The organism is Myxococcus sp. AB025B (assembly GCF_006518215.1).
Classification (GTDB): domain Bacteria; phylum Myxococcota; class Myxococcia; order Myxococcales; family Myxococcaceae; genus Myxococcus; species Myxococcus fulvus.
In genome coordinates this window covers 1-18,966 of the sequence record NZ_SRLW01000198.1, presented here as the reverse complement: position 1 = coordinate 18,966, position 18,966 = coordinate 1, and the positions used below count along the sequence as shown (strand labels likewise).

Genomic DNA, 18,966 nt, shown 5'->3' with positions numbered 1-18,966 from the left:
AGCGTGGCGACCTCCTCGGGCACTTCCAGCGTCACTTTCACCATGGCCGGGATTTCTCCCACGCCTCGGCCTGCTCCTGCCAACCCGCCCTTTCGCTCAGGCGATGCTCAGGATCAGATCCACACCCCCTTCGCAGGCCGAGCACGAAACTCGAGGGCCACTCCACGCCCATCCTCGCCGCGGACTGGCTCGCGGACTCGCGCCGGCTCGTCTCGGCGGCGGCGGGGGACTCCACGGTCCGCGTCTGGGACATCGCGGCCGCGCGGACCATGGCGGCAATCACGCTCGCCGAGGGGCTCGACAAGGTCCGGTTGTTCCCGACGGGGAACCTGCTGGCCGCGACCTTCGAGGACCGGGTCGCCCGGGTGTACGCGCTGGACTCCGGCAGGGTGCTGGAGCGCGCACCCCTGGCGGCGCGTCCCAAGGCGCTGGTGGTCTCTCCGGACGGTGTCGTGTACTGGGCGGGCCATGCCACCAACGGCGACGGGGTCTGGTCGTGGACGCCAGGCTCGACTCCGAAGCCGCTCCTGAAGGGCCTCCACACGTTCGAGCCCACGTGTGGCCTGTCGCTCTCCGACGACGGGACGAAGCTGTGGTGCTTCTTCGAGTGGGACCTGGTGGTGCTTGATGCGCGGACGGGGCAGGAGCTCTCGCGGTTCAAGGGGGCACGGGACGAGGCCATCGGGCCGGGCTTCGTGCTGCCGACCGCGCCTCGCGTGGTGGGCGTGAAGTCACGCCTCAACCGGGATGACGACGCGGTCCGGCCGCGCCTCTACAGGTGGGACCACGAGACCGGTGGGACGGGCTGGAGTTCGGAGCTCCTGGCGTATGGCCACGGTCAGGAGACGTTGCTGGCGATGGCCCGGAGCACGCGCTGGCTCGCGGCCGGTGGCCGGGAGGGCGTGACACTCGTTTCGAGTCGTAGCGGGCGGGTGCTCGGGGTGCTGCCATGTGAGGTGTCCCCGTGGGACGTCTCGTGTCTGAGCGTGTCTCCGGATGACCGCTTCGTCGCGGTGGGCACCTCGAAGGGCGACCTGGTCGTCCACGACCTCGGCGGGGAGGAACTCGAACGGGAGGTGTCGGTGCCCGGTATTCCCAAGCGCTCACGCGGAGGCAGTCCGCTCCTGCTGCGGCTGCGGAAGCGGCAGGGGCTGTGGCTCCGGGTGCATGCGAATGGCGACCTCGAGCAGGCCGAAGGTGATGCCCGCGCCGACTCGGTCGTCATGCCGCTGGTCGCCCAGGGAGGAGCTGCGGCCGTCGGCGCCTGCTTCCTCGCCTCGGAGCTCCGCAGGCGACTCTGGTCGTGCGACCTCTCGCGGCCCTTGTCCTCGAAGAGGGCCCACGCCGTGCAGGTCTTCGATGGAACCGACCTGGTCGTCGAGGGCGTTATCGGCATCGAGGGCGCCGAGAATGAGCTCGGCTTCGACAGTGCCCCCGACAGTGTCGGGGAGCGGGTCGAGGGAGAGCTCAGCGCGCGGCGCATCCTCGATGGCCTCGAGGACCTGCTGTCGTCGCTGCCGGGCGGCTGGGATTGATTCATGTCGCACTTCCCATGGACCGCCGCACGATGCGTTCTCGGGTGGGAGGGCTCTTCGTCCAGTTCCTCGGCGGAGCTGAGTGAACGTCGCTTGCTTCGACGTGTGCGCAGCTGAAGGGGCGAGGCTCCTCATGGGCGGCTTCGCGGCCCACGGCGGCCGGGCCCGACGGGGAGGGGGCATTGCGTCGAGGTCGCGGGCTGCTGCGCGGTGGGCGCGCTTCTCATAGAGTCCCACGCCATGAGCCTCCTCACCTTTGGTCTCAATGTGACGCTGGACGGGTGCATCGATCACACCCAGGGAATCGTGGACGACGAGCTGCACGACTATTGGAGGGAGCTCATGGAGCAGAGCGGGGCGATGCTCTTCGGGCGCAACACCTACGAGCTGATGGAGGGAGCCTGGCCTCCGGTGGCGCGCGACGAGAATGCGCCGCGCGCGATGCGCGAGTGGGCGCAGAAGCTCGATGCGAAGGTGAAGTACGTCGTGTCGGGCTCGCGGAGCGACTTCCCGTGGCAGAACACGATCAAGGTGGAGGGGGACCTTCGTGAGGCCATCCTGGCGCTGAAAGCGAAGACCGAGCGGGGTGTCCTGGTCGGCGCGCCCAAGCTCGCGGCTTCGCTCGAGGAGTGGGGGCTCATCGACGAGTACCGCATCGTCGTTCACCCCATCATCAGCGGCCGCGGGCCGACGTTGTTTCAGGGCCTGTCGAGTGCGCGGCAGCTCGAGCTCCTCTCGACGCAGCGGTTCAAGTCCGGCGTTCAGGCGCTCCACCTGCGTCGCAAGGCGGGTTGAGCGGGACGGCCCCGAGGTTCGCGCGAGCGAACGAATCAATGAAGCCTGTGCAGGAGCGTCAAATGAGCCTTCTGGTGATTTGTGAATTCAAGACCCGGGCCGGCGGGGAGACGGAGTTCCTCCGAGCGGCGCGGGCCTTGGCCACCGTCGCCGCGACCGAGCCGGGGACCTTGCGCTACCAGTGGTTCACCACGCAGAAGCCCGGTCACTACTCCATCATCGAGGAGTACGTGGACGCCGACGCGGCCGAAACACACAACAACCACGTGGGCGCACTGCTCCGGGAGCTCTTCGCGGTGTCGGACCTGGTGTCGATATCGTTCTTCGGGGAGCTGAACGCGTACTTGCGCGAGTGGGCGACCGGGCGCGAAGGGGTCGCGGTCAACGTCGCGTTGTGATGTTGGGCTTCCGCGTCCGATTCATCGGAGTGTCGTGAACGGCTCTCGCTCGCGTATCCTTGCTTCATGGGCTTCTTCAATCGTCTCTTCGGTCGCACGGTCAGGCCGGCACCCACCTCGCCCGAGGCTGTGCGCGAGCTCCTCTTCGATGCCGTGCAGTCACAGAATGACGCGGCGCTCATCCGGCTCTGTGCCGAGCACGAAGCCCTGCTCCTCGAGCACCATCCCGCCTGGTTGACGGTTCCCGAGAGCGTCCGCGAGGAGCCGACACAGCTCCAGCGCTATGCCCAGGGGCTCATCGGCATCGCTCAGTGCCTCGCGCAGACTCGGGACCGGCCCGAAATGCTCCAGCGGATGATGGGGCCTCCCGCCGGCAACCCTGTCGTGCGCTGGCAGGAGACACGCGAGCGCGCCAACACGCTCATGCGCGGGCTGGACTTCGAAGGTGCGCTCGCGCTGCTGACTCCCGAGGCGGAGCGAATCCAGGGCCTGTCGGGAGGAAGCGCCGAGTCCATGAAGGCCATGACCTTCGGGCAGATGGCTGCGTGTCATTTCCAGGAGGGCCGGGCGGAGACCGCGCTTCCGCTCTTCCGGCAGGCGATGGAGCTGTGCCGGACGGCGAGTGACGACGAGGGCGTCGTCGCCTACCTGGAGAATTGTTTTGAGGCGCACCGCTACCTGGGGCAGGGAGTGGAGGCCGCGGGCGTGGCCATGGAGCTCGCGGTGGCGCTGGAGCAGGGGGGCCAGGATTCGCGGGCCCGCCGCATCCGGAAGGTGGCCGAAATCGTCCGGGCCGGTGAGCCGCTCAATCGGGTGGTGGCGGAACTCGACGGCGTCACCCTCGAACTGGACGAGCTGCCCGCGCTGATCGAGGGGAGGCTGCGATTCATCTTCTGTCGCAATCGGCTCGACCTCGCGCGCACCACGGCCCTGGTCGAGCGAGGCCGTGAGCTGGGCGGGGAGGGCCGCTACGGGGAGGCGCTCGCGCTCTTCCAGGAGGCACGGCGTATCGACGTCTACTCGCCCGAGCCCCGCTACGAAGGGGCCGTCACGCTCCTCCACCTCCAGCGCGCGAGCGAGGCCGTGTCCTGGTACGACGAGGTGGAGGCGCTCGCGCCGGGCTGGTACCGCTGTCGCGCCGAGCGCTGGCTGGCGGCTGGAATTGCCGCCGGAAGGATTCCGTACCTGGCCTTCACCGTGCTGCGTACGCTCGAGCTTCCGAGCCTGGGGACGGAGGACCGGTTGCGACTCACACGCCAGGCCATCGGCGAGGCGCCGGGAGTGCCCGAGCTTCAACTGCAACTGGCCCGGCAGCTCAAGGCGCTCGACCGGGAGGACGAGGCACGGGCGGCGCTCGAGGTGGGGTTGGCGCAGGCGGAGGAGCCAGACATCCGCTCGCGTCTGTTGATCGAGTCCGCGGCCGATGCCGCGCCCTCGGCGGACCGGGACAAGATGCTCCGCGAGGCCATGGAGCCTGGGGGAAACCTGGTCGCGGCGGCAATGGCGCGGGTCCTGCTCCACTCGGGAACGGGCCAGCGCCTGGTTCACTGAGCCGCGGTCTCGTGCCACGAGCCCAGCTCTCATCTTGCCGGCCTGCGCTAGCGACCCTGCATGGATTCAACCCTGTCGAAGAGGGGCGCCAGCGCGCGCTCCATGGCGTTGGCGGTCGCATCACCGCTCTGGTTGGTGATGATGAAGACCCCCAACTGGTACTTCGGCACGAGGTAGAGATAGCACTGCGCGCGAGGCACGCCGCCGTGATGCACGTAGTAGGTGCCCAGCTGGCTGCTCTGGCCGATGTTCCAGAAATAGCCGATGCTGAAGTCCTCCGCGAAGCGCACCAGCGGTTTGTGTGACTCTGCCACCGCGGGATGGTTGCTCAGCTGCAAGCGCAGGTACTTCACCATCTCCGGCATTGTCGCCTTCAAGGCCCCCGCCGCGCCCCAGGGCAACAGTGGCATCGGTGTGGTGCCGACGGGGTTGTCGCTGTGGTAGCCAGGCGCCAGACGGTGGGTGTCCTGGGCACGCAGGCGCAGCCACGTGTCGTGCATATCGGCTTCCCGTGCCAGGAACTCCGCGAGCAACGACTCGTAGGGCGCCCCGTAGATTTTCTCGAGGGTGTGCGCGACCAGCTCGGTGCCGGCGCTCGAGTAGGCATGGTCCTTTCCGAGCGGGCCCTTGATGCTGACGGTGTGCAGGTCCTGCCAGAACCGCGGCTGCCCGTAGTCCGCATAGGCGGCATTGAGCTTTGCCGGGGTGGCATGCGCGGTGAAGTCCCGCAGTACATCATTCACTTGCAGTGGCAGCATCCCCGGCATGCCGCTGGTGTGGGTGACCAGATGGCGCAGCCGGATGGGCTCGCCGTCTGACTGAAGGTTCGGATAGGCGGACGGCAGATACTTTTGTATCGGGTCGTCGAGGGTCGCCTTGCCTTCGAGGACCGCGTTCGCCAACAGCAGCCCGGCGAAGGTCTTGCTGACCGACCCGATCTCATAGAGGGTCGAGTCATCGGGCGGATTGGACTTGCCGGTCTCCAGCTCGCCCCGATGCAGGATGAACTCCTCGCCGCGATAGACCACCGCGATCGAGGTCGCGTGCAGCAGCGGGGACTGAAGCAGGGTCGTCGCGGCCTGGTTCATTGCCGTGGGGATATCGCGGGCGGGTGCGGGGCCCGTCGTCTTGCAAGCGGCCAACACCCACATCATTCCTGCAATGGTTACAGAGAGCTTGTTCATCAGGCGCATCGTCCAGAGGGGGTGGGCACTCTCGCATGCCCCCCGGGGCGGAGCCAGCTGGCCGGGGGGAGGGGACTTGAACGAGCCGCCGGGCAAGCGGGGACACGGACCGCCGGACTGGCCCGCGTCCGCGGCCTCTCATGGCGTTGTCGGGCCTTCCGTGCCCGGGTGCCGCCCGAAAGCAGTTTCGTGCGGCGTGCTGGACCTGGGCTCCTGGATGGAGCCTGGCGATTGCAATCGACTCACGGGCTGTACATAGGAACTTCGTGTCCTCCGCACCCGTCCTTGGATTTGGTCGCTATCTCGGCACACCGCTCCAGCGCCTGGAGGTGGCAGGGCTCGTCCTGACGGAGAGCACCTATCCCCCCGACGTCGTCCTCCCCCGGCACCGGCACCGGCACGCGGGCTTCCGGCTCACGCTGGAAGGCGGCTTCACCGACGTGTTGGAAGGGCGTGCCCGGGAATGTTCTCCCAGGTCGGTGGCCTTCCAGGAACCCGAGGTCGCCCACGAGCAGCGCATCGCCGGTCGGCTCACCCGCACCTTCAACGTCGACTTCTCCGAGTCGGTCTGGCGGTCGCGCTACCCCCTCGTGTCCCGGCTGGACGGCCGGAGGGAGCTGGCGTCGGCACGACTGTCCTCGTTGACGGCGCGCCTCTATCAGGAGTTCCGCCGCGGGGATGACCTGGCGGCGCTGGCCATCGAAGGGCTGGCGTTGGAGCTGCTGGCCGAGGCCGTGCGCGCCACGATGCCCCCGAAGGTGTCGGCCCCTCCCGCGTGGCTCACACGGGTGCGGGAGTTGCTGGATGCGGTCCAGGGGCCGCCTCCCACGCTCGCGCAGCTGGCTCGTGAAGCGGGGGTGAGCCCCACGCAGCTGGGCCGAGGCTTCCGCCAGTTCTTCCTGTGCACTCCCGCCGACCACCTGCGCCGCTCCCGGCTGGAGCGCGCCAGCCGGGCACTGCGAGAGACGGCGCGGCCCCTCAGCGTCATCGCGCTGGAGGCGGGCTACTGCGACCAGAGTCACATGACGCGCGAGTTCAGCCGCCGCCTCCACCTGACCCCGGCCGAGTACCGGCGGCTGCTCGCGGGCCGCTCGTTTCGTCCAACGGGATGAGTTCCGTCCAAGACGTCCTCGCGCGGACGGGGCAGCTTCGGCGCCATGACTCCGGACCCGCTCGCTTCCCCCGTCCCCGCTCCGACGACCTTCGACTCCCGCCGGGGCCTGCCCGCCGTGGCCCTCGTCGCCACGCTGTGGCTGGCCTCATCCGGCTGCGCATCACGGCAGGTGGTCCCGACAGCTCCCGCGCCGGCCGTCACCCGCGTGGAGGCCGGACGCACGCACTGGGTGCTGCGTCCCTCCGAGGCCTACGACGCCCTCTGCCTGCTGAACCTGCTCCGTGGCGACGCGTTCTACACGCGGTTCTACCCCGAGGAGTTTCAGCGCTTCTCCGCCCTGCTCGAGCCCGGGGAGAAGGCCGCGCTCGCGCACCTCACCGAGCGGATGGGAAAGCAGGCCGGGAAGATGGTGGGGCCCTACCTGACGCTCGTCTTCTCCGTCACGGGCGCCACCACCGTGGAAGACCTGGCCAGGACGGTGTCGGACGATGCCGCCTGGATAGCGATGCGCCGGGGCTTCGAGGCGACGAGCTACGCCGAGGACTCCGACTTCACCGAGATGGAGGACGTGCGCCAGGACCTGGGCGTGCTGTTCGCCTTTCTCCAGCGCATCGGCTTCTCGCGCATCTGGCGCGCGGAGTACCTGCCCCAGGTCGAGCAGGCCATCGCGCGACTCGGCGTCCAGGTGGCGCCCCATGACGTGGTGGGCTGGGGCGAGGACGTCCTCGGCCGGGCGCTCCACGTGGAGGAGCTCAACGCCCACGTGCTGAAGTTCGCCAGGCCCCACGGCATCCGGGTGACGGGCTGGAACTTCCTCACCGACCTCACCTACCCGCTGAGCGTCACGGTGAAGACCGCCGTCCACGAACTGCTCCACCCGCCGTTCAAGCGCGAGGGCGCCATCGACGCGCGGTTGACGGCCCTGGAGGCGGACCCCTACTTCCAGCGACTGGTGCGCGAGCACGACCCGGCGTTCGGCTACACCACCGCGAAGGGGCTGACGGAGGAGGACTGCGCCGAGGCCATCGACGTCTTCGTCAGCGAGCGCCAGGGCCTGCTCCGCGCGAAGGATGGCAAGCCGCTCACGGGCGCGGCCTTCTTCCGCGACCACGACGATGGAATGCACGTGCTGGCCTACGTGCTCTACGAGGAGCTCCGGCGCGCGGACTTCTCCCAGTGGACGACGTACGAGGACTTCCTGCTGAAGCTGTTCGACACGGGCGTGCTCGTGCCCGGGAAGCTGGAGCAGCGCTTCCGTTCCTACACCGGCAGCTATCCCGTGAAGGCGTTGAAGGAATAGGCCCTCGGGTGCGCAGGCGATGGCGCCCATCACGAGGGTCAACGCAATCCATTGCGTCCGCAGGGTGTCCTCCCGGTCCATGGTTGATTCACCGAGAGTCTGTGTTTTCCTGTGAAATGGGAAAGTCGAGCTAAGCGCGAGGCCGCTGTACCTCCATTGCACGGCCATCGGCGCAGCGGTTCAGGTCCGGCGTGCAGGCGCTCCACCTTCGTCGCGAAGCGGGATGAGCATGGACGGACCCGAGCGGTTCGCCAGCGGCAGCCATCGCGGCGCTCATTTGCGCGCTGCCGCGACTTCGCGGGCCAGTGCGACGAACGCCGTGTGCGCGGCCGAGGAATTGCGTCGGCCAGGGTAGTAGAGGCAGAGACGAGCGAGCTCCGGTGTCCAGTCCTCAAGCACGCGAACGAGGCGTCCGGCTTCGATGTCGCCGCGCACGTCCGGCTCCATGAAGAAGCCCAGTCCGATGCCCTCCAGGACCGCGATCCGCGAGAGGCTGGCCTCGTCCAGCGTGATGGGCCCCGTCACATCGATCAGGGCCGTCTGCCCCCGCTTACGGAGCTCCCACCGGAAGAGGCTGCCGTTCGGCAAGCGCACTCGGATACACCGATGACGGAAGAGGTCCGATGGGACGCGTGGCCGACCGTGTTTCTTCAGGTACGCGGGCGAAGCGACGATGGCGTGGCGTTGGGGCTCTCCCAGCGGAATGGCAATCATGTCGGTGGGCACGAGGCTCGCCATCCGCACGCCGAAGTCGAACCCCTCGGCGACGACGTCGACCAGCCGGCCTTCGGTCACGACGTCGACATGCACATCCGGATGGCGGCGGAGGTACTCGAGCACCAGGGGCGCGAGGAGCTCGCGCGCCGCGGTCGCAAACGTGTTGATGCGCAGCATGCCGGACGGCTTTGCCTGCCGGGAGCGAGCCGCGTCCATCGCGCCGCGGATGTCCGCGAGTCCCGGAGCCACCTGTTCGACGAACGCTCTGCCGGCGTCGGTCAGTGAGACGCTGCGCGTCGTGCGGTTGAAGAGGCGCACGCCAAGATGTGCTTCGAGCTTCGCGATCGCGCTGCTCATCGCCGTCGTCGACATCCCGAGATCGAGGGCCGCGCCGCGAAACGAGCTCCTGCGAGCGACGGCGAGGACGGCATCGAGATCATTCAGCCCGGGTTGATACATCGATAGTCCTGTATTTCGGGATGCCGCATCCTACTTTGTCCCCATTGAGGGGGCAATCGTGCGGGCTTACTTCTTGGGGCATGACCATGCACCCATCCATTCGAGCCTATTTTGACGCGGGCAGTGCCACGCCGCTCCACGCCTTCGCGCCCGATGCCGTTGTCGAGGATGAGGGACATCGGCATGTCGGGCATGCGGCCATCAATGAATGGTGGCGTGACTCCCAGGTGAAGTACCAGGCCGTCGCGCAGCCGCTCGAGGTGAACGCGAAGGACGATGCCTGCGAGGTCCGCGCGAGAGTGACGGGCCGGTTTCCCGGCAGTCCCATCACGCTCAACTTTGCGTTCCGGATGAAGGACGAGCGGATTGCGGCTTTGAGCATCGGCGCGTGAGCCGTGATGCCCATTTCAACCCTGTGGAAGGAGATGACGTGATGAGAGAGCTGGAGGGTAGGCGTGCGCTCGTGACGGGCGGAACGAAGGGCATCGGCAAGGCGGTGGTCGCATGGCTGCGCGAGGCCGGCGCGACGGTGCTGACGACCGCGCGGGAAGGTGCGGGCGAGGGCTTCATCGCGGCCGACGTCGCCACGGCCGAGGGCTGCGCGCGTGTCGTGAAGGCCGCCGGAGCCGTGGACATCCTGGTCCACGTCGTGGGGGGAACGTCGGCGCCGGCGGGAGGCTTCTCCGTCCTCGACGACGACGCGTGGCAGAAGACGATCGACCTGAACCTGATGGCGGCGGTGCGTCTCGACCGGGCACTGGTCCCCGGAATGCGCGAGCGCCGGAGTGGCGCGGTCGTGCACGTGACGTCGATCCAGCGGCAGCTGCCGCTTCATGAAGCGACGACCGCGTACGCCTCGGCCAAGGCCGCGCTCTCGAACTACAGCAAGGCGCTCTCGAAGGAGGTCGCGCCGCGGGGCGTGCGCGTGAATCGCGTGTCCCCGGGCTGGGTCGAGACCGAGGCCTCCGTCGGGTTCATGAGCGAGATCGCGGCGAAGAACGGCACCGACGAGGCGGGCGCGAGGGAGCTCGTGATGCGCTCGCTCGGCGGAATCCCTCTCGGGCGCCCCGCGCGTCCGGCCGAGGTCGCCGAGCTGATTGGATTTCTCGTCTCGGACCGAGCGAGCGCGATCACCGGGGCAGAGTACGTCATCGACGGCGGGACGGTGCCCGTGAGCTAGGCCCTGTCTGGTGGACGCGCCGCCGCCGGTCGTTGTCCTCCTTGGGGAGGCAAGCCGGCGTGATGCGCTACGAATTGAACGAGCGGCAGTGGAGGGCCTTGGCCCCTCTGCTGCCGCACCAGGTTCAGGGGGGCAGGGAAGGAGGACGAGTTGGACATGCTCGTCCGCTTCGTCGACTCCACGGTGGTTCGTGCTTCTCGTGCAGCGGCCGGGGGCGGCCAGAAGGGGCGCCACACGAGCCCGTGGACCACGCCTTGGTGGATCATGCCGTCGGGGTGGTCGACGGGAAGACGCTCGTCCTGAACTGGATGCTCGGGGCCGATCAGCAGTCCACGGTCAAGGGCTTCAAGGAGTGCTCGCGAAAGCACGGCCCCGTGCTCATGTTCGATGACGACGACAGGACGAGCACCCATGCCTCCTCCCTCTTTCGAGACGGCACGCGGGTCCGACTCCGCTTGGGGGCCTGGCGCCCCCACCAGCGAGGAAGAAGACGAAGGTGGAGTTACGTCGGGTTCGTCGAGTCCGCTCAACAACCTCGAGGGCTGGTACAAGCTGCGCTGGAGGCATTCCGCCCTCGGCTACCCGTCTCCCGCCAACGATGAGCAGCGGTACCGAACCGCGGCTTGACCCACCAGGTCGCCGGAGCTCCGCGAGACCGGTGTAGCTCCAGTCCGCGAAACGGTATCGTTTTCGTTGTCGAGACCCGGAAATGGGCGCACTCCGCCTGGATGAACAACCTCTCCGACGACGGTGATGAGCTGTCGTTGGAGGACCTCCCGCCTCGGCTCTCCCTGTAACCCGACAGGGATGCTGTCTGCCGCCCTGCGCCATCAAGCGGGCGGGCGCGACTGACCCAGGGTGAATTGTCGACCTCGCGACACTTGCTTGTCCTTTGGGTCGCACCCGGAGTGTGTGTTTCTTCACTTTCCCATTACGGTGTTCTCGCCGTGTCGGCCGGCGCCAGTCCCTGGTCCCCGGCCGCCGTCAACGCAGCCGAGGAGAACCTGTCATGACGACGATGAGGAATTGGTGTCTCGCATTCCTGGCGCCCGCGGTGCTTTCATTCGGGTGCCTTGAAGGTCCCACGGTCGAGCCTGCGCAGAAGGCTCCTGGGGAGGTGCTCGAAGGGACGGTGTCGCAGGAGCTGGCGACCTTCACCGGCACCGTGGTGGACCCCAGCGGCCAGCCCATCTCCGGCGCCACGGTGGTCATCAACGGCATCAACCGGACCACGGACACGGCCGGCAAGTACTTCGTGTCCGTCAACAGCACGACGGGCTACATCATCAGCGTGAGCAAGTCGGGCTTCGCGCCGGATACGGACTACCTGAGCGCGGGCCGGCTCAACATCACCCACGTCCTGCCGCGCGCTCCCATCCGGCAGTTCAGCGCGACGCAGCCCATCAACCTGGAGGTCGGTGGTCTGGCGGTGAGCATCCCCGCGGGCTCCCTGGTCAACGCCGCCGGCCAGCCGGCGACGGGCACCGTGCTCGTCTCCGCCGCCACGTACGGCCCGCGCGACATGCCCGGTGACTTCACGGCGGTGAACCGGAACGGCAGGCAGGTCGCGCTCGAGTCCGTGGGGGCCTTCTTCATCGGCGCCACCACCGCCGATGGCCAGGCCCTGAACCTGGCCAAGGACCGGACCGCGCAGGTCTCCATCCGCGTTCCCCAGGCGGCCGGAGGCATCATGCCGGCCTGCGTGTTCGACGGCCGCTGCCGTGCCGCCGCCTGGCGCTTCGATGCCACCATCAACCGTTGGGTGGAGCAGCGCGCCAACTTCCAGCCGAACAGCACCGGCAGCACCTTCACGCTCATCGGCGGGCCCGCGTCCACGCCCAGCTCCGTGGTCCCCTCCAACGGTGGCCTCGGCACCTGGAACATCGACCTGGAGATGACCACGCCGGCCTGCACCACCGTCGAGTTCGTGGGCTTCCCCGCCTACTGCTACGACATCAAGCTCAACCTCGCGATGCAGAACGCGGGCAACACCTTCGTCCCCTTCACGGACACGGTGACGCCGAGCATCCCCTTCGTCGTCCTCTACAACAGCCGTCCGAACGTGGACCAGGAGGTGGGCGTGGAGTTCCCCGGCGCCCCCGCGGACTGCGCCGCGAACATGACCATCTTCTCCAACCCCAACCCGACGGACCCGAGCACGTATCCCATCTACACCCCGACGGGCGGCTTCACCCAGTTCAACTCGGGCGCGCCGTGGGGCGGCACGGGCTTCCCCAAGTCCACGGTGTCCCCGTTCGGCGACATCACCCTGGCGGACATCGTGAACGGCACCCAGCCGTGCAACTCCTCGGTGACGTTCGTCTACAACCCGTGAGCCGGGCTTGAAGCACCGGCGCGGCTCCACGCGTGGGGCCGCGCCGGGACCCGCCGGCCGGAATCAGGTCGGCGTGGTGCAGGTGCAGGGGCTGGCGGGCGCGTAGCAGGCGTTGCTGCTGGCGGGGACGATGGAATAGCAGTGCTGGCGTCCCGCCATCACCTCCGTGTCCGTGTACGTGGTGCCGGTGAGGGTGGCGACCTTCGCCTTGCCGTAGCCGCACGCGGCGAAGCCGTCGGACTTCATCACCCAGTACTCGGTGGCGCCGGCCACCGCGCTCCAGGACAGGTTCGCCTGACCGACGCCGGGCGTCACCGTGAGGGTGGGCGCCGCGGTGGGGCCGCCCGCGCAGCCCGCGTTGACGCGCGCCGGCGAGGTGCAGGCGATGTTGTGGCGGGCGAAGGCGGCGTGGATGGCGGACATGTGCGGCGTGCCGTCGGTGAGGTTGCCGTTGTCGTCGTCCGCCGCCAGCCACTGCATGTAGCCGTTGGTGGCGCCACAGCCGCTCGACGTGCCGAGCGTGCAGTCACAGGCGTGCCAGGTGCCGATGTTGCCGCTGCCCTGGTAGAACAGCTTGTTGCCCATGATGTTGGCCGTGTTGGCGTCGTAGCTGAAGGGCGGGGCCCGCAGGTCGCGAGCGACCAGGTCCCACGCCGCCTGTCGGACGGGAGAGGCCGCGCAGTGGACCTGCCTGCCGCACGGTCCACCGCCGCCGCCGCACCGCCCACAGACGAAGTTCTGCGGCGTGGCGGGCGTGTTGGGCACCTGGGCCGCCCAGTCCGCGTCACGCACGCCCGAGCAGCGGCTGGCGCACCAGGGCGCGCCCGTCTGGGCCTCGTTCACGTTGTAGCCCGTCCCGTCCGGCGTCATGCCGCAGCCCTGGTCCACGGTCTGGAAGAAGCCATGGCCCACGCACGACGTGGGGAGGCGGTAGATGGCCGCGATGTCCGCGTAGGCCTCGCTGGAGTTGGACAGCGTGCCGGCGACGTCGTTGTCGTCCATGCCGTGGCCCCACTCGTGGTCGAACACGGCGGCGATTTCGCCCGTGTTCCGGCACCCACCGCCGCTGCGGAAGAAGTTGACCGTGGACCCGGTCCAGAAGGCGTTGCAGGTGCTGACGATGTTCATGTTGGACGTGAGCTGACCGTTGAGCCACGCGTTGGTGGGCAGCCAGCCGCGGGCAATCTGGGCAATCCGGTTCAGCTCGTAGAAGGAGCTGCGCGACGCGGAGGTGTTGCCCGGGGAGAAGCCCGGCGAGGCGCAGTCGTGCTGCGTCGTCACGCCGCCCAGGTCGATGGTGCCCGGGGCGGAGGCGGTGACGGCGCCGCAGTTGTCCTGGATGCGGATGTACTTGCCGTTGAGCGTGGTGGTGGTGGTGCCCGCCACGTAGTTGAAGACGCCAGCGCTGTCCGTGTAGTCGTCGGGCGCCGGGAAGCCGGTGTCGGCCCAGGGCATGGGCGTGTTGGCGAAGCTCAACCCGCACGTCGCGGTGCTGGTGCAGGACTCGGTGTTGGTCAGCGGGAAGGCGCCGCCCTTGATGGTCTGGTCGAAGTAGTGGTTGTCGTCCTCGAGCGACAGCACCTCGCCGCGCGTGGCCTCGACGGTGACCTTCCAGCGCTCGTGCGCCCCCGGCTGCTGGAAGCCGTAGCTCCACACGAGCTGGTGGCCGTAGGACTGGCCGAAGCCGGCGCCCTGGCGGGCCACGGGGACGATTTCGAGCGTGGGCTGCTTCCAGAACGTCGGCGGGCTCTCCTCGATGCCGAAGCGCTCGAAGCCCGCCATCATCGCCTGGTCGGCGGCCAGCAGCGGCACCGGAGAGATCTCCACGTTGGCCCAGGACTCGGTGCCCATCAGCACCAGGTTGCCGTGGCTGATGGTGGCGGCCAGGCGTCCGTGGCGGACGGGGATGCCCTTGAGCTGCTGGGGGATGGAGACCTGCCACAGGTGCTCGGAGATCTGCTCGACGCGGGGCTCTGCCAACTGGCGCACGTCCACGCCGAGCGCGTCCCGGTTGGCGTCGATGAAGCGCAGGACCAGGTCCCCCACGACGGCGGCGTCCACCCGCGCGACGCCGCGCCCGAGCTGCTGGCGCACGCTCTCCAGCGTGAGCTTGTTGCCCACGCCGGTGCCCGGGATGAGGGGGATGGAGCCCATCACGTTGGCGGCCGTGCCCGTCTGGGCATCGACGTAGACCTGGAAGTCGCGGCCATTGCGCGCGAAGAAGTCATCCCACGCGCGGGCGCTCGCGCCACTCAGCTTCGGCAGCGCCTCCTCGAGCGACAGCTGTCCGCTGGGGATGGTGAGCTCGGGCTTGAAGAAGGCCTGGCTCGCCAGTGAGCCCGGCGCGGAGGGCGCTTCCGGCTTGAACGCCCAGGCGGGCGCCGCCAGCAGCGCGGAAATACAGACGACGGACTTCAAGACATGGTGCATGGATGGGCTCCCTCGGCAGTGTCTGACTGTCTGGAACGAGGGATGACCGACGCCAGGGATGGCGCAGGAAATCCCCGAGTTCCTTATATTGTTTACTTCACTGCGAGTGTGCCCCGAGGGGTGTGGGGAGTGTTGGGTTGTGAACAGTCCTGGGACGCGGGCAGGCGCGGAGCGGTGGATGCAGTCACGACAGGGACAGCTTCCTCCCGAGCAGGAGAAGCAGTTGCTGATGCAGTGGGCGCCGGTGCACGGCCAGAGGTTGGTGCTGACCCTCCCGCCAGCGATTGGAGGTCGTCGTTGGCGTCGAAGCGCAGGGAGGCGAGCTCCCAGCTCGGAACAGCAAGGCCGGTCATGAGGGTGTGCCCCACGACCGGCCGTGCTCCTCGGCGTGTCGACGCGGTCCTACCGCAGGGGCACGCGCTTGAGCCTGAAGGGCGAGGGGCTCTCGCTCATCGTGAAGTAGCTCGCGCCGTTGGCCTCGTACTCCATCGCCTCACCCTGGCCCTCGGCGGTGTCGGTCAGCGTGACGGGCGTCGCGAAGACGGCCGACTCGAAGCCAAGCCCCGGCGTCGCACGGAACTCGTAGACAGTGCGGTAGGTGCGAAGGAGGAAGCGATCCGCGCAGGGGTGGATCGCCGCCGCGGTCGCGGCCGAGAAGTTGGCGTCTCCGTTCAGCGGCAGCTGGATGGTGTGGACGTGGATCAGCGTGGCCTGCACGCCCGGCGTCAGCGGCTGGGGGAACTTGTACACGCCGCTCTTCCCCGTGCCCCCGTCCTTGGTGACGACGTAGATGTCCCCGGTGGTGGGGTGCACCATCAGCGCCTCCGCGTCCTTCGAGCCGTCCGGGTAGACGAACGGGAAGGCCTCGGCGACGAGCCCCCCCGAGGTCTGGCCGTTGGCGAGATCCGGCTCGGGCACGCGGTAGATGGTGAACGACGTGGGGCTGCCGCCCGGAGGGAAGTTGGCGCTCCACTTCCCGATGTCACCGATGAAGATGCACGAGCCGCTCGGGCAGGGCCCGGTCGCGAGGTCCTCCCAGTCGGCCGGCGTCACGTTGGTCACGTTGAACGTGCCGAGGGTGCTCGCGTTGAGGGTGTTGATCGCGACGATGGCGGTGGTGTCCTCGTTGTGCACGTAGAGCGCGTTGCCGACCACGCGGCTGGCGGCCAGGCCCGAGGGCTCCACGATTTCCGGCGCGGTCACGGTGCCCTGGAGCGTGAAGGTGCTCGCGTACGTGTCGCCGACCACACAGGTGGGGGCGTTGGCGGCGCGCAGGACGACGACGTGCGCGGTGTTGGTCTGCACGAACGCGGAGCTGCCGGAGAGGCCCGTCTGGAGGCCCGGCGCGGTGAGCGACCGGTAGGCCGCATTGAAGAGCAGTCCGTTGGCGTGGCCCAGGCACGCGTCGAAGGCCTCGGTGAAGCCGAGCGGCGGCTCGATGCCGGTGGCGGGGCAGGTGGCGTCCGGCCAGACCTGTGAGCCGTACCAGACGGCGAGGCCACCCACGCTGCCGGTCACCACGTCGGGCACGGTGAACGACGCGGAGTCGCCGTTCTTCTGGCCTGCGTGCACGTCGATGGGCTGGACCGGGTCGACGCCGCTGAAGGCCTCCACGCTCCCCGCCATGTGGGTGGTCGCGTCCAGGCCGAACGTGTAGCTCGTGGGCTCGGAGGCGCCCGCGACGCGGTAGAAGATCCAGGTGCGGATGGCAAAGGCGCTCTGCTCCGAGCGCAGGAACGTCCAGCCGGCGGGCGGCGTGACGGTCGCGGAGATGTTGTTGCGCACAATCACCCGCGCGATGAGCGCGTCGTTGGCTTGGGTTCCCGACGGCTTGGGGATTGACAGCGAGGCGAGCGACAGGCCGCTGTGGCGCGAGCTCCCACGCAACGCGACCCCCGAGGACGGCGGGACCACGGCGCGGCGAAGGGCGACGACCTGGGCGACGTTGGTCTCGGCGAACGTCGAGCTCCCGTTGAACGGTCCCTGGAGGCCGGCACCGGCCAGGGGCATGAAGGCGGCGTTGAAGACGAGGCCCTGGGACGAGGACACCAGGCAGGTGTCGTAGGTCTCGGCGAAGCCCGCGGGGGGCTCGATCGCCGGGGTCGGACACGCGGCGCCGGTCCACGCCTGCGCGCCGAACCAGACGGCGGCCCCGCCCGCGCTCGAGGTGCTCAGCTGCGGCGTCGTGAAGGCCGTCGAGCCGCTGTTGCTCTTGCCGGCGTGCGCGTCGATCGGGTCGACCGGATTGACGCCGGCATACGCCACGAGGTTGCCGACGAGATAGCTTGCGAGGGAGCTCTGGAACGTGTGGCTCGCGGGCTCGCTGGCGGTGGCGACGCGGACGAAGACCCAGCCGCGGATGCTCCAGGTGCTCATGTCGGTGCGCACCAGCGTCCAACCCGCGGGCGGAGTGAGCTCGGCGCCGATCTGGTTCCGGTTCGCGAGGTGCGCCAGCAGCACGTGACCGGCGGCGACGCCCGTGGGGGTCGAGAGGGTCAGGCTGGTGACCGTCTTGCCGCTCGCGTGCGTGGTGCCGACGAGGGTGATCTCCTCGGCGGTCGGCGGCTGGAGCGGACGCAGCACCACCGCGTGCGTGATGTTGGTGTTGGGGAGCGTGGAGCTGCCGGTGAAGGCGGGCTGGGCACCGGCGGCCCCGAGCTGCGAGGTGGCGGCGCTGTGCAGCACGCCGCGCGTCGACGAGACGAGGCAGGTGTCGAGCTGCTCGGTGAAGCCCGTCGGAGGGGTGTGGACCGCGGGGCACGCGGTGCCTCCCCAGACCTGGGCCGAGAACCACACGGCGAGGCCGTTCGCGGACGACGTGGTGGCGACGGGCAGCGCGAGGCTCGCGCTGTTGCCGTTCTTCTGGCCCACGTGCACGTCGATGGGCTGGAGCGGATCCGCGCCCGACACCGCGACCAGGGTGGCCGCCATGGCACTGGCGACGTCGAGGGTGAAGGTGTGACTGCTCGGCTCGGCCGCGCTGGCCACGCGGAGGAAGAGCCAGGACTTGATGGCCGAGGCGCTCTGCTCGGAGCGCAGCAGCGTCCAGCCAGCGGGTGGGGTGGCGACGGCGGTGACGGCCTCGCGATTGCTCAGCTGCACCACCAGCACATCTCCGGCGGCCGTCCCGACGGGGGTGGGGATGGAGAGGGTGGTGGTGGCCAGGCCGCTCGCGCTGGTGGTTCCGCGCACGGAGAGGGTGGAGAGGCCCTGGGCCGTCGTCGCATCCTGGACGTCGTCGGGCTGCGCGAGCTCAGTCGTTTCGCAGGCGGCCAGCAGCAGGGCGACCGCGAGCCACAGACTTCGGAATGGGTTCATGGGGTTTCGCTCGGGTTGTCGACTCACCGGACTGGAGGTCCGTGAATCGGCCATGTGAAGGACCCCGCGGTGCGAAGCGCAATCGACTGTCATGACGCGGGAAAGTTGCCGTGAAATGGTTGGGAATGTCGGGTGTCATCGAAAGAAGATGGCAGTCCTGTCCATGTGGTCACGCTGAGTCCTTGGAGAACGAGAAGCCCAACTCACGCAGAGGCCAGGATGGCTGTCTTCCAGTACATCGAGGGCGGGTACAATCCGCGCCGGAGGCCTTCCGCCCCGGTTTCCAGTCTCCCGCCAAGATTGAGAAGAGGTGCCGAACCGCGGCTTGAACCAACAGGTCGCCGGGACTCCCTGAGACCGGTGTCACTCCAGTCAGGGGCCGCGGTAGGTGGTGCAGGAATCATCCAGACATTAGGTTGAAGCTCGCTGGTAACTCCACTCCAAATGTGTCTGTTCGATGAGGCGTACGGCGCGCGCGGCCCCGTCCTCTGCTCGGATGCGTTCACCCACCGCTGCGGCCTGTGCCCGTACCGTCGGAGACAGTGCTGTGCGGATGGCATTCGCGAGCCGCTCGGCGGTGAGCGACTTCTGCGGTACCGGCTGTGGCCCGACCCCCGCGCGGAGAACCACGTGCCCCCAGAAGGGCTGGT

At 68.7% G+C, this 18,966-nt stretch carries 14 protein-coding genes and 2 pseudogenes; 12 read left to right on the top strand and 4 right to left on the bottom strand.

Annotation, left to right across the window (positions count from 1 at the left end; all coding sequences use genetic code 11):
• The 5 genes and pseudogenes from FL311_RS46335 to FL311_RS28195 all read left to right on the top strand — a co-directional run.
• Positions 1 to 239 (top strand): annotated as a pseudogene (locus FL311_RS46335) (hypothetical protein); the annotation flags it as partial.
• A gap of 30 nt (positions 240 to 269) precedes the next feature.
• A complete protein-coding gene (locus FL311_RS28210; RefSeq protein WP_228557131.1) occupies positions 270 to 1,535 on the top strand; it encodes a WD40 repeat domain-containing protein in 1,266 nt (421 codons plus the stop codon).
• Between the two features lie 240 nt (positions 1,536 to 1,775).
• Positions 1,776 to 2,330, top strand: a complete 555-nt coding sequence (locus tag FL311_RS28205) for a dihydrofolate reductase family protein (protein ID WP_141329808.1) — start codon at positions 1,776 to 1,778, stop codon at positions 2,328 to 2,330.
• A gap of 62 nt (positions 2,331 to 2,392) precedes the next feature.
• Positions 2,393 to 2,728 (top strand): putative quinol monooxygenase, encoded by a 336-nt coding sequence (locus FL311_RS28200; protein ID WP_141329806.1) that lies wholly within the window; start codon positions 2,393 to 2,395, stop codon positions 2,726 to 2,728.
• Between the two features lie 153 nt (positions 2,729 to 2,881).
• A complete protein-coding gene (locus FL311_RS28195) occupies positions 2,882 to 4,279 on the top strand; it encodes a hypothetical protein (RefSeq protein ID WP_141329804.1) in 1,398 nt (465 codons plus the stop codon).
• Between the two features lie 47 nt (positions 4,280 to 4,326).
• Here the strand turns inward: FL311_RS28195 and FL311_RS28190 are convergent, their stop codons facing one another.
• The gene (locus FL311_RS28190; protein WP_141329803.1) at positions 4,327 to 5,463 is read right to left on the bottom strand and encodes a serine hydrolase; all 1,137 of its coding nucleotides are present in this window, start codon (positions 5,461 to 5,463) and stop codon (positions 4,327 to 4,329) included.
• Between the two features lie 266 nt (positions 5,464 to 5,729).
• Between FL311_RS28190 and FL311_RS28185 the strand changes: the two genes are divergently transcribed.
• Positions 5,730 to 6,575 (top strand): AraC family transcriptional regulator, encoded by an 846-nt coding sequence (locus tag FL311_RS28185; RefSeq protein ID WP_141329801.1) that lies wholly within the window; start codon positions 5,730 to 5,732, stop codon positions 6,573 to 6,575.
• Between the two features lie 45 nt (positions 6,576 to 6,620).
• Positions 6,621 to 7,877, top strand: coding sequence for a hypothetical protein (locus tag FL311_RS28180; RefSeq protein WP_141329799.1), 1,257 nt, complete (start codon positions 6,621 to 6,623; stop codon positions 7,875 to 7,877).
• A 273-nt stretch (positions 7,878 to 8,150) separates the two neighbouring features.
• Here the strand turns inward: FL311_RS28180 and FL311_RS28175 are convergent, their stop codons facing one another.
• Complete coding sequence (locus FL311_RS28175) at positions 8,151 to 9,053, bottom strand: LysR family transcriptional regulator (RefSeq protein ID WP_141329798.1); 903 nt, start codon at positions 9,051 to 9,053, stop codon at positions 8,151 to 8,153.
• Positions 9,054 to 9,139: 86 nt separating this feature from the next.
• Between FL311_RS28175 and FL311_RS28170 the strand changes: the two genes are divergently transcribed.
• The 3 genes from FL311_RS28170 (at position 9,140) to FL311_RS28160 (ending at position 12,568) form a co-directional block, all read left to right on the top strand.
• Positions 9,140 to 9,445 carry a nuclear transport factor 2 family protein gene (locus tag FL311_RS28170; RefSeq protein WP_228557130.1) on the top strand — a complete coding sequence of 102 codons (306 nt, stop codon included), beginning with the start codon at positions 9,140 to 9,142 and terminating at the stop codon, positions 9,443 to 9,445.
• Positions 9,446 to 9,486: 41 nt separating this feature from the next.
• Complete coding sequence (locus tag FL311_RS28165; RefSeq protein WP_141329794.1) at positions 9,487 to 10,233, top strand: SDR family oxidoreductase; 747 nt, start codon at positions 9,487 to 9,489, stop codon at positions 10,231 to 10,233.
• Between the two features lie 1,117 nt (positions 10,234 to 11,350).
• Positions 11,351 to 12,568 (top strand): carboxypeptidase-like regulatory domain-containing protein, encoded by a 1,218-nt coding sequence (locus FL311_RS28160; RefSeq protein ID WP_228557129.1) that lies wholly within the window; start codon positions 11,351 to 11,353, stop codon positions 12,566 to 12,568.
• Positions 12,569 to 12,631: 63 nt separating this feature from the next.
• Here FL311_RS28160 and FL311_RS28155 read toward each other — a convergent pair whose 3' ends face one another.
• Positions 12,632 to 14,998 carry a hypothetical protein gene (locus tag FL311_RS28155; RefSeq protein ID WP_141329792.1) on the bottom strand — a complete coding sequence of 789 codons (2,367 nt, stop codon included), beginning with the start codon at positions 14,996 to 14,998 and terminating at the stop codon, positions 12,632 to 12,634.
• A gap of 402 nt (positions 14,999 to 15,400) precedes the next feature.
• A complete protein-coding gene (locus FL311_RS28150) occupies positions 15,401 to 18,316 on the bottom strand; it encodes a cell wall anchor protein (RefSeq protein ID WP_141329790.1) in 2,916 nt (971 codons plus the stop codon).
• Positions 18,317 to 18,517: 201 nt separating this feature from the next.
• On the opposite strand from FL311_RS28150, the pseudogene FL311_RS45410 reads away from it, so the two are divergent.
• Positions 18,518 to 18,645: pseudogene (locus tag FL311_RS45410) on the top strand (IS3 family transposase); the annotation flags it as partial.
• Between the two features lie 115 nt (positions 18,646 to 18,760).
• The coding region (locus FL311_RS45405) for a hypothetical protein (RefSeq protein WP_228557128.1) at positions 18,761 to 18,966 on the top strand (206 nt) is incomplete at its 3' end.

Excerpts from the sequence above, each read along its gene's own strand:
- FL311_RS28210 (WP_228557131.1), top strand. The coding sequence starts at position 270 with ATGGCGGCAATCACGCTCGCCGAGGGGCTCGACAAGGTCCGGTTGTTC.
- FL311_RS28205 (WP_141329808.1), top strand. The coding sequence starts at position 1,776 with ATGAGCCTCCTCACCTTTGGTCTCAATGTGACGCTGGACGGGTGCATC.
- FL311_RS28200 (WP_141329806.1), top strand. The coding sequence starts at position 2,393 with ATGAGCCTTCTGGTGATTTGTGAATTCAAGACCCGGGCCGGCGGGGAG.
- FL311_RS28190 (WP_141329803.1), bottom strand. The coding sequence starts at position 5,463 with ATGAACAAGCTCTCTGTAACCATTGCAGGAATGATGTGGGTGTTGGCC.
- FL311_RS28180 (WP_141329799.1), top strand. The coding sequence starts at position 6,621 with ATGACTCCGGACCCGCTCGCTTCCCCCGTCCCCGCTCCGACGACCTTC.
- FL311_RS28175 (WP_141329798.1), bottom strand. The coding sequence starts at position 9,053 with ATGTATCAACCCGGGCTGAATGATCTCGATGCCGTCCTCGCCGTCGCT.
- FL311_RS28170 (WP_228557130.1), top strand. The coding sequence starts at position 9,140 with ATGCACCCATCCATTCGAGCCTATTTTGACGCGGGCAGTGCCACGCCG.
- FL311_RS28165 (WP_141329794.1), top strand. The coding sequence starts at position 9,487 with ATGAGAGAGCTGGAGGGTAGGCGTGCGCTCGTGACGGGCGGAACGAAG.
- FL311_RS28155 (WP_141329792.1), bottom strand. The coding sequence starts at position 14,998 with ATGCACCATGTCTTGAAGTCCGTCGTCTGTATTTCCGCGCTGCTGGCG.
- FL311_RS28150 (WP_141329790.1), bottom strand. The coding sequence starts at position 18,316 with ATGAACCCATTCCGAAGTCTGTGGCTCGCGGTCGCCCTGCTGCTGGCC.